This window comes from Streptomyces sp. C36, from assembly GCF_040932295.1.
Taxonomy (GTDB): Bacteria; Actinomycetota; Actinomycetes; order Streptomycetales; family Streptomycetaceae; genus Streptomyces; species Streptomyces triculaminicus.
Genome location: NZ_JBFQGI010000005.1, coordinates 73,425 through 87,111 on the forward strand (window position 1 = coordinate 73,425; position 13,687 = coordinate 87,111).

At 74.2% G+C, this 13,687-nt stretch carries 9 protein-coding genes; 2 read left to right on the forward strand and 7 right to left on the reverse strand.

All coding sequences use genetic code 11. The features are described 5' to 3' along the window. Positions 1-80: 80 nt before the first annotated feature. The 7 genes from AB4K12_RS16725 to AB4K12_RS16755 form a co-directional block, all read right to left on the reverse strand. On the reverse strand, positions 81-1,634 hold the full coding sequence (locus AB4K12_RS16725; protein ID WP_368434950.1) for an alpha/beta hydrolase: 1,554 nt from the start codon (positions 1,632-1,634) through the stop codon (positions 81-83). A gap of 10 nt (positions 1,635-1,644) precedes the next feature. After that, positions 1,645-2,034 carry a hypothetical protein gene (locus AB4K12_RS16730; protein ID WP_368434951.1) on the reverse strand — a complete coding sequence of 130 codons (390 nt, stop codon included), beginning with the start codon at positions 2,032-2,034 and terminating at the stop codon, positions 1,645-1,647. A gap of 185 nt (positions 2,035-2,219) precedes the next feature. Further along, positions 2,220-3,761, reverse strand: coding sequence for an alpha/beta hydrolase (locus AB4K12_RS16735; protein ID WP_368434952.1), 1,542 nt, complete (start codon positions 3,759-3,761; stop codon positions 2,220-2,222). Positions 3,762-3,850: 89 nt separating this feature from the next. Continuing rightward, positions 3,851-5,770: an ABC transporter permease gene (locus AB4K12_RS16740; protein ID WP_368434953.1), complete on the reverse strand. Its 1,920-nt coding sequence runs from the start codon at positions 5,768-5,770 to the stop codon at positions 3,851-3,853. Beyond that, a complete protein-coding gene (gene modA, locus AB4K12_RS16745) occupies positions 5,767-6,531 on the reverse strand; it encodes a molybdate ABC transporter substrate-binding protein (RefSeq protein ID WP_368434954.1) in 765 nt (254 codons plus the stop codon). The genes AB4K12_RS16740 and modA overlap by 4 nt, the downstream gene beginning before the upstream one ends. 12 nt (positions 6,532-6,543) lie before the next feature. Continuing rightward, positions 6,544-6,936 carry a molybdopterin-binding protein gene (locus tag AB4K12_RS16750; RefSeq protein WP_086571072.1) on the reverse strand — a complete coding sequence of 131 codons (393 nt, stop codon included), beginning with the start codon at positions 6,934-6,936 and terminating at the stop codon, positions 6,544-6,546. A 44-nt stretch (positions 6,937-6,980) separates the two neighbouring features. Then, positions 6,981-9,671: a flippase-like domain-containing protein gene (locus AB4K12_RS16755; protein ID WP_368434955.1), complete on the reverse strand. Its 2,691-nt coding sequence runs from the start codon at positions 9,669-9,671 to the stop codon at positions 6,981-6,983. 167 nt (positions 9,672-9,838) lie between these two features. On the opposite strand from AB4K12_RS16755, the gene AB4K12_RS16760 reads away from it, so the two are divergent. After that, entirely contained in the window at positions 9,839-10,216 is a 378-nt protein-coding gene (locus AB4K12_RS16760; protein WP_368435267.1) for an MGMT family protein, read from the forward strand. A 197-nt stretch (positions 10,217-10,413) separates the two neighbouring features. Beyond that, positions 10,414-13,671 (forward strand): ATP-dependent helicase, encoded by a 3,258-nt coding sequence (locus tag AB4K12_RS16765; protein WP_368434956.1) that lies wholly within the window; start codon positions 10,414-10,416, stop codon positions 13,669-13,671. Positions 13,672-13,687: the final 16 nt, after the last annotated feature.

The window sequence follows — 13,687 nt, forward strand, 5'->3', positions numbered from 1 at the left end:
CCGCGGGCTCCCGGGGACCCGGGAGCCGTGCCCGCTCTCCACCGCCCCCGCTCGCCTCGCGAGCGGGGGCGGTTCCCGTCTCACGGGCAGGTCGTGCCGTCCTTCGGCACCCTTCCCTCCAGGAAGTCGGCGTCCACGGCCTTCGTCGCGCACTCGTCGACGCCGTACGTGCCATGGCCCTCACCGGTGACCGTCAGACGGACGCCGACGCCCTTGCCGAGCTTCTCGGCCATCCTCTCGGCGCCCGCCACCGGCGTCGCCGGGTCGCCCGTGTTGCCGACCACCAGGATCGGCGCGGAGCCCTCGGCGCCCACCTCGGGCGTCTTCCACCGGCCCTTGACCGGCCAGTCCGTGCACGCCAGCAGCGACCAGGCGGCGGACTCGCCGAAGACGGGCGAGGCCGCGCGGAACTCCGGTAGGCGCCGCCGGACGTCCTCCACGGTGTAGCGCTGCTCGGCGTCCGCGCACGAGATGGCCCGGTTGGCGGCCTGGAGGTTGCTGTAGCGGCCGTCGGGGGAGCGGCCGCTCAGCGAGTCGAAGAGCAGCAGCAGGGTGTTGCCGGTGCGCTTGCCGATGGCCTCCTGGAGGCCGGCCGTCAGGTACTTCCAGGTGTCCTTGGAGTAGAGCGCCGCCGCGATGCCGTTGACCGCCTCGTCCTGCGTGAGCTTGCGGCCCTGGGCGGTGGGCAGCGGGGTCGCGTCGAGGTTCTTCAGCAGCGTGGTGATCTCGTCCCGCGACGGGCAGCGGCCCCCCGCCGCGCCGCCCGCGCCCTTGGAGGCGCAGTCCTTGAGGTAGTCGTCCAGGGCGAGTTGGAAGCCCTTGGTCTGGCCGAGGTTGCCCTGCACGGGGTCCTGGGTGGGGTCCACGACGGCGTCGAGGACCGTGCGGCCGACGTGCTTCGGGTACAGGTGGGCGTACACCGCGCCCAGTTCGGTGCCGTAGGAGATGCCGAAGTAGTGCAGCTTCTCCTCGCCCAGCGCGGCCCTGATCAGGTCGAGGTCACGGGCGGCGCTGACGGTGTCCACGTGCGGCAGGACCTTGGCGGAGTTCTTGGCGCAGGCGTCGACGTACGCCTTGTTCGAGGCGAGGGTCGCGCGGAGCTCGGCGTCGTCGTCGGGCGTGCCGTCGAGCTGGAAGGCGTCGTCCAGCTCCTTGTCGCTCTGGCAGCGCACGCCCGCGCTCTCCCCGACGCCCCGGGGATCGAAGCTCACCAGGTCGAAGCGGCCGCGCAGGGTGGAGTACGTGTCGGCCAGGCCCGGCAGGGTCGCCACGCCGGAGCCGCCGGGTCCGCCGAAGTTGAAGACGAGCGAGCCGATGCGGCGGGAGCCGTCGGTCGCCCTGGCCCGGATCAGCGCGAGCTCGATCTTCTCGCCGTCCGGCTTCGCGTGGTCCAGCGGGACGGGCAGCTTCGCGCACTCCCACCCCTTGCCGGGCGCCTTGCCGCCGCCCTGGGCGGCGGTGGGGGCGGAGCAGCGGCTCCAGCGGAGCGGGGCGGCGGAGGACCGGCCCTTGTCGTCGGTGGCGCTCGGGCCGTCGGCGCCGGGCTGCGCGTCGCCGCCGCAGCCGGTCGCGGTGAGGGCGATCGCCAGGGCGGCGGAAGCGAGGGCGAGGGCCCTTGGCCGTGTGGGACTCATTCCATCGACTCTACGGAGGAATCGGGCCGCCGGGCGTCCCCCGCCCCCGGCGTACGGTCGCCGTCAGAGGGAGCGCGGGGGCGTACGCCTCCTTCGCGCTCGTCGCGGCCGTGGGCGTCGGCGAGGGCGGCGACGGTGGGCCGGGGGCCGGCGGGGTCGGCGCCGGGAGCGGGGCGGGCACCGTCGCCTCCGTGGTCGCGGCCGTCGTGCCGGGCGTGTCCTGGTGGTCCGGCTGCTCCAGGGGGCTCGACTGCGTCTGCCAGAGCGAGACCAGGGCGGCCAGCAGGGCCGCGACGGCCAGCGAGCCCGTGAGCAGCCGGGCCCGCCGTTCCTCCCGGTCGCCCCTGGGGTGCCCGTACCCGTCCCCGTCGCCGTCGCCGTGCTCGGTGGTCCGGGACATCGCTTCCCTCCCCTCGCCGCCGCCCGCTCGGCGGTGACCGGTGCGTCGTTCCCTGCGGAACTCGCGTGCGGGAGATGGTAGTGCGGGCCACTGACATTCGAGCGGGCGGAGTTCGTCCTACCGGTGTGATGTGCTAATGGGTGCTATCGGTCCTATCGGTGCTATGACCACACCTATGTGTACACCTATGAACACACCTTATTGGGTCCTGGAACGGTGCCTTCCAAGAGGTATGCGTCGACTGCGGACTTCACACAGGCATTGCCGCTGTCGTACGCCCCATGGCCTTCGCCCCGGTACGTCATCTCCACCCCGACCCCCGGCCCGAGCTCCTGGGCCATCTTGTGCGCTCCCTCGTAAGGAGTCGCCGGGTCACCGGTGTTGCCGACGACGAGGATGGGCGCCGCGCCCTTCGCGCTCACATCGGGCGTCAGCCATTCGCCCTTTACGGGCCAACCGGTGCACTGCAGCAGGCTCCACGCCATGAAGTCGCCGAAGACCGGCGACGCCTTGCGGAACTCCGCCTCCTTCTGCCGGGCCTGCTCGGCCGTGTAGCGCTGGGCGAAGTCCGCGCAGGTGATGGCCGTGAGGGAGGCCTGCAGGGAGCTGTACTTGCCGTCCTGGCCACGGCCGTTCATGGCGTCGCCGAGCGCGAGGAGGATCTTGCCGTCGTTGTTCTCGGCGTCCTCGACGCCCTCGGTGAGGTAGTCCCAGAAGTCCTTCGAGTACAGGGACTGCGCGATGCCGCTCGTGGCGAGCGACTGCGTCAGGTCGCGGCCCTCGCCGCCGGGGACCGGCTGCTTGTCCAGGCGCGCCAGCAGGCTCGTGATCTGCTGCTCGGTGGGGCAGTTGTCGGACGTCTGCGCGCATGCCGTCATGTAGTTGCCGAGGGCCAGCTGGAAGCCGGCGGCCTGGGCGAGGGCGCTCTGCACGGGGTCGCTCGCCGGGTCCACCACTCCGTCGAACAGCGCGCGGCCGACGTTCCTGGGGAACAAGTGGGCGTAGACGCCGCCCAGTTCCGTGCCGTACGAGACGCCGAAGTAGTGCAGCTTGTCGTCGCCCAGGACCTGCCGCATCAGGTCCATGTCGCGGGCGGCGTTGGAGGTGCCGACGTACGGGAGGATCTTGCCGGAGTTCTTTCGGCAGCCCGCCGCGTACTTCTCGGTCCGCTCCACCATCGACGTCGCCTCCTGGTCGGTGGTGGGCGTGGCGTCGGAGGCGTAGTACGCGTCGAGCTCCTTGTCGCCCATGCAGGTCACGCCGCTGCTGCGGCCCACTCCGCGCGGGTCGAAGCTGACGAGGTCGTAACGGGTGCGCAGGGTGCGGTAGTCGTCGGCGAACGCGGGGAGGGTGGTGACGCCGGAGCCGCCGGGGCCGCCGAAGTTGAAGACGAGGGAGCCGATGCGGTGGGCCGGGTCGGTGGCCTTGGCGCGGATCATGGCGATGCCGATGGTCTCGCCCTGGGGGTGGGCGTAGTCGAGGGGCGCGCGCAGGGTCGCGCACTCCCAGTCGCCGCCCGGGGGGCTGCCGGCGGCTTCGCCGCCGCCCTGGCTGCGGCTGGGCGGCGGGCAGGACTTCCAGTTCAGCTTCTGGGTCGTGGAGGCGTTGGCGGTGTCCGTGTCGCTGTTCCCGTCGCCGCCGCTGCCGCCGCTGCAGCCCGCTGTCAGGGTGAGCAGTGCGGCGCAGAGCAGGGCCTTGGCTCTGGTCGCCCATGCGGATCTGGACACGGCTCCATCCTCCGGGCGGGGTGGGAGGGGCGCGCGTGGTGCGGTGCGTACGGGTTACCGGGGTTGGCGGCTCGTACGGCTCGTACGGCTCATCCGGGAACGAAGGTGACCTCGGTGGCCTTGATCGTCACCCAGACCGGGGTCCCCTCGGTGAGGGCGAGGTCCGCCGCCGCGGCGGGGGTGATCTCGGCCACCACGTCGGGGGTGCCGCTGATGAGCGCGCGCACCCGGCCGCCCTGGGCGGCGAGCTCGCCGACCTTGCCCTGCCAGGCGTTGCGGGCGGCGGCACCCGTGGGACGGGTGGTGTGCAGTTGGACCGCCGAGGTGGGGACCACGGCCAGGCCGTGCGGCGCGGCGGGCCGGTCGGCCGTGGTGAGTCTCGCGCCGTCGTCGAGCAGGAGGGTGCCGTCCGGTGCCGCCTCGGCCGGCCAGGCGTTGTGGCCCAGCATGCGGGCCGTCCAGGGCGAGCGCGGGTGGCGGGTCAGCTCGGCGGGCGTGGCGTACTGCGTGGTGCGGCCCTCCTCCAGCACCAGGACGTGGTCGGCCAGCGACACCGCCTCCACGGGGTCGTGGGTGACGATCAGGCAGACGCCGGGGAAGCCGGCCAGGTGCGTGCGCAGGGTGTGGCGGACGTGGGCCCGGGTGGACTGGTCCAGGGCCGCCAGCGGCTCGTCCAGCAGGAGCAGGCGGGGGCGGGACGCCAGCGCGCGGGCCAGTGCCACACGCTGGGCCTGGCCGCCGCTGAGCCGGCCGGGCCTGCGGTGGGCCAGGTGGGCCACGCCCAGGCTCTCCAGCCACCGGTGGGCCTCCTGACGGGCCCGGGCCCTGGGCGTGCCGTGGGCCCTCAGGCCGTACGCCGTGTTCCCCAGGGCCGTGAGGTGGGGGAACAGGGCGCCGTCCTGGGGCACCCAGGCGATGCCCCGGCGGTGCGGCGGGGTGGCGGACGTCTCGGTGCCGCCCAGGGTGAGGGTGGTCGCCGTGGCGCGGGTCGTCAGGCCCAGCAGGGCGCGCAGGAGCGTGGTCTTGCCCGCGCCGTTCGGGCCCACGACCGCGATCGTCGTTCCGGCCTCGGCGCGCAGCGTCGTCGCCACCGCGCCCTCCACCGTGGTGCGCAGGGGGTACGGGGTGGGAAGGGGCCGGGGCGCGGCGGGCCGTTCCGGGGCCGCGGGGTCCACGGCGGTCGCCGTCCGCGGGCCGGTGTGCTCCGCGTGCGGCCGCTCGTCACGCGCGCGTTGCGGGTTGAGCCAGCGGCCGCGCAGGGACACGAGGACCAGCGTCGCGATCAGCAGGAGGAGGAGGGAGAGGGCCGTCGCCCCCTCGGGGTCGTTCTGCAGAAGGAGGTAGACCTGCAGGGGGAGCGTCTGCGTGGTGCCGGGGAGGTTGCCCGCGAACGTGATCGTCGCGCCGAACTCGCCCAGCGCGCGGGCCCAGCAGAGCGCCGCCCCCGCCAGCAGCCCCGGCGCGACCATCGGCAGTGTGATCGTGCGGAAGACCCGCAGGGGGGACGCCCCCAGGGACGTGGCCGTCTCCTCGTAGCGGGGGTGGAGCGTGTTCAGGGCGCCTTCCAGGCTGATCACCAGGAACGGCATCGCGACGAACGCCGAGGCCACGACCGCCCCGGCCGTCGAGAACGGAAGGGTGACGCCCCACTGCTCCAGGTACGGGCCCAGGACGCCCCTCCGTCCGTAGCCCTGGAGCAGCGCCACGCCCGCGACCGTGGGCGGCAGCACCATCGGCAGCATCACCAGGCAGCGCACCAGCGCCTTGCCGAGGAACTCCGTCCTGGCCAGGAGCCATGCCAGCGGAACGCCCAGGAGGAGGGACAGCGCCAGTGCGCAGGACGACACCAGGAGGCTGAGCTTCAGCGCCTGTGTCGTCTGGGGCGCTGTCAGGTGGGCGGGGAGCGCGGCCCATGGGGTGCGGGCCAGGATGCCTGTCAGGGGAAGGAGGAGGAACGCCACCGCCAGGGCGGCCGGTGCCGCCAGCGTCAGGGGAGCGCGCGCCCTCATGGCTGCTGGAAGCCCGCCGCCCCGAGGATCTTCCGGGCCTCCGGGCCGCTCAGCCAGGTGACGAAGTCGTTCGCCTCCTCGGCGTGCACCGCGTTCTTGAGCGTCGCCGCCGGGTACGACGCCACCGCGTTCTGCGCGTCGGGGATCGTCACCGTCGCGACCTTGTTCTTCGCCGTCGAGGCGTCGGTGACGTAGACGATTCCGGCGTCCGCCTCGCCGAGGGCGACCTTGCTCAGCACCGCGCGGACGTTCGGCTCCTGGGAGGCGGGCTTGACCGTGACGTGCTGCTGGTCGAGGACCTTCTTGCTGTAGCGGCCCACCGGCACCTCGGGGGCGGCCAGGACGACCTTGAGGTCCGGCTTGGAGAGGTCGGACAGCTCCTTGACGTTCTTGGGGTTGCCCGGGGCCGTCGCGATCGTCAGGCGGTTCTTGGCGATCGTGTGCGGGGCGTTCGCCTGCTGGGCGAGGCCCTCCATCGTCTTGGTGTCGGCCGTCACCAGGGCGTCCGCCGGGACGCCCTGCCGGACCTGGGACGCCAGCTCCTGGGAGCCCGCGAAGGAGAAGGTGAGCTTGATGTCCGGGTGGGCCTTCTCATAGGCCGCGCCCGCCTCCTTGAAGACGTCCGTCAGGGAGGCCGCCGCCAGGACGGTGACGGTGGTCCGCTTCTTGGCGTCGTCGTGCTTCGCCTCGCCGCCGCAGGCCGCCACGAGCGGGACGAGGAGGGCGGCCACCAGGGCGGTACGGGTGAGGGTGCGGGGCATGTCGTCTCCTGGTCAGCCGCGGTCGATGTGCACGTTGGTGGCCTTCACCCGGGCCACGGCCTCCATGCCGACGGCCAGGCCCAGCTCCTCGACGGCCTCCCGGGTGAGGAGGGAGACCAGGCGGTGCGGGCCGGCCTGGATCTCCACCTGGGCGGCCACGTCGCCCAGCTTGACCGCCGTGATGATGCCCGGGAAGGCGTTGCGGGCCGTGGTGTACGGCTCGTCGGCCTCGCTCGCCTCGGCCGCCAGCGTCACCGAGAACGCCGCCAGGTCCGGGCCCTCGATCAGGCGCTTGCCCGCCTCGTCCCGGCGGGTGGGGATCCGGCCGGCGTCGGCCCAGCGCCGCACGGTGTCCGGGCTGACGCTGAGCAGACGGGCAGCCTGCCCGATGGTGTACGACCGCATGTGCGGCACCGTATGGCGTCGCAGGTCGCAGATGCAAGGCTGATCTAGATGGAGCCCTTGCGGGTGAGATGGCTGAAGGATGCCCAGCCGGGGAGCACCGGGAGCCACAGGGTCATCAGGCGGAAGAGGAGCACCGCCGGTGCCGCCTGCTCCGCGGGCAGGCCCGCGAAGGTCAGGGCGCCGGTCAGGGCGAACTCCACCGCGCCCACGCCGCCCGGGGTCGGCGCCGCCGAGCCCAGGGCGTTGGCGGTCAGGAAGACCACGGCGATGCTGGCGTAGCTGAGCTCGCCGCCGAAGGCGCGGATCGAGGCGTCGAGGCACATCACGTTGGCCGCGGTCAGCATCAGCATGCCGCCGATGCCGAAGAGGAGCTTCTGCGGCCGCTGGAGCACGTCCAGCATGCGGGGCACCACGCCGGCGAACAGCGACCGCAGGCGGGTCGAGACGAACTTCCGCAGGACCGGGATCGCGGCGACGACCAGCACCAGGACGGCCGCGGTGAGGAGGCCGCCGATCACGGTGCGGGACGGGCCGAGGGTGGAGCTGCGCTCGGTTCCGGTGACGTAGCCGAAGGACAGCAGCAGCATGATGTGGCAGGCCAGGCTGAAGAGCTGGGACGCCCCCACGCTCGCCACGGCCAGTCCGGGGCGGACGCCCTCGCGCTGCAGGAAGCGGGTGTTCAGGGCCACGCCGCCGACGGCGGCCGGTGCCACGAGCTTCACGAACGAGCCCGCGACCTGCGCGAGGACCGTACGGGCGAAGGGCACCTTCTCGGGGACGAAGCCCAGCAGGCTCATCGCGGCGGCGACGTAGGTCAGCACCTGGAAGGCGACCGCGACCGCCACCCAGGCCCAGTTGGCCTTGTCGACGAGGTCGCCGAACTTGATGTGCGTGAGCTGGGAGAGGAGGAAGTAGGCGGCGAACGCTCCGGCCACGAAGCTGATGAGGGTGCGCGGCTTGACGCGTTCGAGGCGCACGGGCTCTATCGGGGCCTGGGGGCGGATCAGGAGCACCTGTCGGCGGATCTGCGCGAGCAGGTCCTCCTCGCGGGCCTCCTCGAGGGCCTCGCCCATGGCCTTCTTCTCGGCCTGCCGCTCGGCCTTGAGCGCCTTGCGGCTGACCTCGTCGGAGCGCGCCTCCTTGGCCAGGCCGGCCGCCTCGAGGACCTTCTCGCGCTCGCGCTGGGCGCGCTCCCGGGCGAGCTGGCGCAGGGTCGCGCGGCTGATCCGGGTGAGGGCGAGCGGCTGGAGCAGGGGGAGGCTGTCGGCGACGGCGTCGGGGCCGAGGACGGCCACGCCGGTGGCCACGGCCCGTTCGGCGCCGACGCGCAGGCCGAGGGTGACGAGGAGCTGGGCGACGTCCATGCGCAGGACCAGGTCGCCGGCGGCGATCTCGCCGCCGCGCAGGTCGGTCAGGACGACATTGCCGGAACGATCCACCAGCAGGGCGTCGCCGTCGAGTCTGCGGTGGGCGATCCGGCGGGACTGCAGGGCCCGCACCTGGCGCCAGGCGCCGGCCAGGAGCTCGTCGGTGATCTCCTCGGTGGGCAGGGCGTCGAGCGTGCGGCCGCCGACGTGCTCGTAGACGAGCATGACGGCGTCCGGGCCGAGCTCGGAGGTGGCGATGAGCTTGGGCGCGTTGGCCCCGGCGGCGATGGCCGCGTAGGCGAGCAGCGCCTCCTGCTCGAGGGCCTGGCGCAGGGACAGCAGGCTGCGCCGCTGGATGATGCCGCGCAGCGCCAGGCGCTGCCAGACGCGGTAGAAGAAGCCCTGCGCCTGCTGTTCGCGGTCGACGACCGTGACGTCGAGGGGCGGGCCGTCCTCCAGCGTGACGATGTAGCGGCGGCCCCGGTCCTGGGACGGCGAGGGCTCGGTGTCGGTGGTGTCCTCCGCGCGGAGGGCGGAGACGGGCTTGAAGCCGACGCGGCGCAGGCCCGCCAGGAGGTGCTGGCCGGTGGGGCGCACATTGGGGGAGCCGACGGCGTAGAGGGTGCCGTAGGCGACGGTCCAGCCGATCAGGACGGTGATGGCGATGGAGAACGGCGTGGTGTAGCCGTTGACCAGCACCGCGAAGGCGTCCAGGAGGAGCACGGCCCACATGGCCACGCGCCAGCGGGGCCGGCGGGACATGCCGACGGCCGTCATATAGGCGATCACGGGGGCCAGATAGCCGTGCACCGGGTCGGTGAGGCCGCCAGCGGGCGAGGTCTGGGTGAGCGCGGCGCGGATGGACTCGGGCGCGGCCTCGGCCACCCACAGGGCGGTGGCCAGGGAGACGCCGTGGGCCAGCACGGCGGCCAGGACGCCGTCGGCGATGCGCAGGCCGTCGCGTTTGATCAGCCGCTCGATGGCGAAGGCCACCGGGACGATGAAGATCGCGACGTTGGCGGCGAGCCCGGCGAAGCTCGCCAGCAGCTGGGGCGCCTTGCCGGTGCTCTCGCTGACGTCCTGCGCCAGGCCGGTGGTGGTGGCGTGGGCGAAGGCCGCGAGGGCGAGCACGAGGGCGATGCCCACGATGCCCAGGAACAGCCGTACGAGGTCGGCCGGGCGGTGGACGCGGGCGGGGAGCAGGGGCTCGTCGCCGGAGACCTTGTCGATGTGGACCTCGCCGCCTTCGCACGTGAACCTGCCGGGGTCCTCCGGCTCACCGTCGCAGGGCAGCACCTCGGGGGCGCGGGCCTCGTCCGGAGGCTGCGCGCCCTGCTGCTCGTTGGTCTCTTCTCGGTCTCGTATCACCAGTCACCGCCCGGAAGATGGTGGCATGACCCGGCCGGGCAAGGGGGTATCAGGGTGCATTTCGGGGGCGCGGACTCCGGATCGTACGCCCTGTAGTGCCGGGACGCACTCTGGGTGATCTTGTGGAATGTCCGGCTCCGGTCGGTGCGGAGGGTGCTGTCGGTGGTCTGCGGCAGTATGGACCGGTGACCGACCTTCCCGAATACACCGAGCTCCCCGAATACGCGGAGCGGGTGCTGGCCGTAGCGGACCTGATCCCGCCCGGGAGGGTGATGACCTACGGGGACGTCGCCGAATGGCTCGGCGAGGGAGGCCCCCGCCAGGTGGGCCGCGTCATGGCGCTCCACGGCGCCGCCGTCTGCTGGTGGCGCGTCGTCCGCGCCGACGGCGTCCTGCTGCCCGGCCATGAGCTGCGCGCCCTCGAGCACTACCGCGCGGAGGGCACCCCGCTGCGGGAGGCCGGCCGGTCCGCCGACGGGCACGTGCCCCGCCTGGCCCTCGCCCGGGCCCGCTGGGACGGCTCCGGTGTGACTCCGCCCACCTGACGGCCGCCGCCGCCCTAGGGCCCCGCACCCGTACTCCCCAGGCATTACCCGAACGGATGAGGCTGCCGGAGAGCCACGGCGACTCCCGGGACGCCCTGCGCCCCACCCTCCTCCTGGCGTAGCGTCGGGGACCGCCCTTCGGCTCAGCACGGACGGCCGCACGACACCCCGCACCCCCACCAGGACCGGCAAACCACGTGAGCTCCTCTCCGCCCTCCCGCCCCGCCGCGGGCGCGTACCGTCTCGTACGCACCCCACCGGGGCCGGTGGTTCCTCCTGAGCTGGACGCGGCCCAGCGCGCGGTGGTTGAGCACCGCCGGGGCCCGCTGCTGGTGCTGGCGGGACCGGGCACGGGCAAGACCACGACGCTCGTCGAGGCGGTCGCGGAACGGGTGCGCCGCGGCACCGACCCCGAGCGCGTCCTGGTCCTGACCTTCAGCCGCAAGGCGGCGGTCGAGCTGCGCGACCGGATGGCGGCCCGGCTGGGCGGCGCCCACGGCCCGCAGGCGACCACCTTCCACTCGTACTGCTACGCGCTCGTGCGCGCCCACCAGGACGTCGGCCTCTTCGCCGAACCGCTGCGCCTGCTGTCCGGCCCCGAGCAGGACGTCATGGTGCGCGAGCTGCTCGCCGGCGAGGTCGAGCTCGGCCGGCAGGGCCGCGGCCGGGTGCGCTGGCCCGACGACCTGCGGGCCTGCCTGACCACCCGCGGCTTCGCCGACGAGGTGCGGGCCGTGCTCGCCCGCAGCCGCGAGCTGGGCCTGGGGGAACGCCACCTCGGCGACTTCGCCCGCCGCATCGGCCGCCCCGACTGGAGCGCGGCCGCCTCCTTCATGGCCGAGTACCTGGACGTGCTCGACATGCGGGGCGTCCTCGACTACGCCGAACTGGTGCACCGCGCCGTGCTGCTCGCCGAGCACGAGGACGTCGCCGCCGAGCTGGGGCGGCGCTACGACGCCGTCTTCGTCGACGAGTACCAGGACACCGACGCCGCCCAGGTGCGCCTGCTGCGCGCGTTGGCCGGCGGCGGCCGCACCCTGGTCGCCTTCGGCGACCCCGACCAGTCCATCTACGCCTTCCGGGGCGCCGACGTGAACGGCATCCTGGACTTCCCGCAGGCCTTCCCCGGGCCCGACGGCTCGGCCGCGCCGGTACGGGTCCTGACCACCTCGCGCCGCTCCGGCGCCGCCCTGCTCGCCGCGACCCGGCTGCTCACCCAGCGCATGCCGCTCACCCGCCTGCCGGCCGACGCCGTCCGCGCGCACCGCGAGCTCACGGCCGTACGGGGCGGCGGCCGCGTCGAGGCGTACACCTTCCCGACCCCGAGCGCCGAGACCGACAACATCGCCGACGTCCTGCGCCGCGCCCACCTCGAGGACGGCGTCCCCTGGCACGAGATGGCCGTCCTGGTCCGTGCCGGCTCCCGCTCGATACCGGGCCTGCGCCGCGCCCTGACCGGCGCGGGCGTCCCCGTCGAGATCGACGGCGACGACCTGCCCCTGCGCCACGAACCGGCGGTGGCCCCCCTCCTGACGGCCCTGCGGGCCGTGGCGGAGGCGGCGGGCACGCCGCGGGACGAGCCCTGGCTGGACGCCGAGACCGCGCTCACCCTCCTCACCTCGCCGCTGGGCGGCATGGACGGCACCGACCTGCGCCGGCTGGGCCGCGCCCTGCGCGAGGAGGAACGGGCCGCGGGCGAGGCCGTCCCCCGCCCGTCGGACACCCTCATCGCCGAGGCCCTGGCACAGCCCGCGCGCCTGGTCGCGCACGACCCGGCGTACGCGCGCGGCGCCCAGCGCCTCGGCGCACTCCTGCACACCGCCCGCGCGCTCCTCGCCGACGGCGGCACCGCCGAAGAGGCCCTGTGGGCGCTGTGGGACGGCACCCCCTGGCCCGGCCGCCTGCAGCGCGCCGCCCACCGCGGCGGCGCCGCCGGCCGCAACGCCGACCGCGACCTGGACGCCGTGTGCGCCCTCTTCGAGACCGCCGCCCGCGCCGAGGAGCGCACCGGCGGCCGCGGCGCCCTGAACTTCCTCGACGAGCTCGACGCCCAGGACATCGCCGCCGACACCCTCACCCGCCGGCCCGTGCGCCCCGACGCCGTACGGCTGATGACCGCCCACCGCTCCAAGGGCCTCCAGTGGCGGCTCGTGGTCGTCGCCGGCGTCCAGGAGGGCCTGTGGCCCGACCTGCGCCGCCGCGGCTCGCTGCTCGAGGCCGACCGCATCGGCCGCGACGGCCTCGCCGAGCCGCTGAGCCCCAAGGCGCTCCTCGCCGAGGAGCGCCGGCTGTTCTACGTGGCCGCCACGCGCGCCCGCGAGCGGCTCGTGGTCACCGCCGTCAAGGCGGCCGCCGAGGACGGCGACCAGCCCTCCCGCTTCCTGGCCGAACTCGGCGCCCAGCCCGTCGACGTCACCCAGCGCCCCCGCCGCCCCCTGGCCGTCGCCGCGCTCGTCGCCGAACTGCGCGCCACCACCGTCGACCCCGCCGCCTCGGACACCCTGCGGGCCGCCGCCGCCGAGCGGCTCGCCCACCTGGCCGCGCTGCGCGACGAGGAGGGCATGCCGCTGGTCCCCGCCGCCCACCCCGACCGCTGGTGGGGACTGGCCGAGCCGACCCACACCCCGGCACCGCTGCGCGACCCCGAGGACCCGCTCGCGCTCTCGGGCTCCGCCCTGGGACAGCTGACCGACGGCGGCTGCTCGCTGCAGTGGTTCCTCGGCCGCGAGGTGAAGGCGGACGCCCCCGCCACCGCCGCCCAGGGCTTCGGCAACGTCGTCCACGTCCTCGCCGACGAGGTCGCCTCCGGGCGCACCCCGGCGGACCTCGCCGTCCTGATGGAGCGGCTGGAATCCGTCTGGGACTCGCTCGCCTTCGACGCGCCCTGGAAGTCCCAGCAGGAGAAGGAGAACGCCCGCGCCGCCCTCGAGCGCTTCCTGCGCTGGCACGTCATGGAGCGCGGCCGGGCCGCCGTGGCCACCGAGCACCCCTTCGACGTGACGCTCAAGGCCCAGCAGTACCTGGTCCGCATCCGCGGCTCCATGGACCGCGTGGAGCGGGACGCCGAGGGCCGCGCGTACGTCGTCGACTTCAAGACCGGCAAGGGCGCGGTCTCCGCGAACGACGTCGAGCGCCACCCCCAGCTGGCCGTCTACCAGCTCGCCGTCGAGGAGGGCGCCGTGGACGGCCTCTTCGACGGCGAGCGCCCGCGCGCCGGCGGCGCCGAGCTCGTCCAGCTGCGCCAGGGCGCGAACCGCAAGGAAGGCGGCGAGGCCCTGCCCAAGGTGCAGGCGCAGCGGCCCCCGGAGGGCGAGTGGGTCGGCGAGCTCCTCGCCGAGGCCGCCGGCCGCGTCCTCGAGGAACGTTTCAGCCCCCGCCCCGGACAGCACTGCGCCCACTGTTCCTTCCGCGCCTCCTGCACGGCCCGGCCCGAGGGCCGCCAGATCGTGGAGTGAGGTGTCAGTGCCCCCC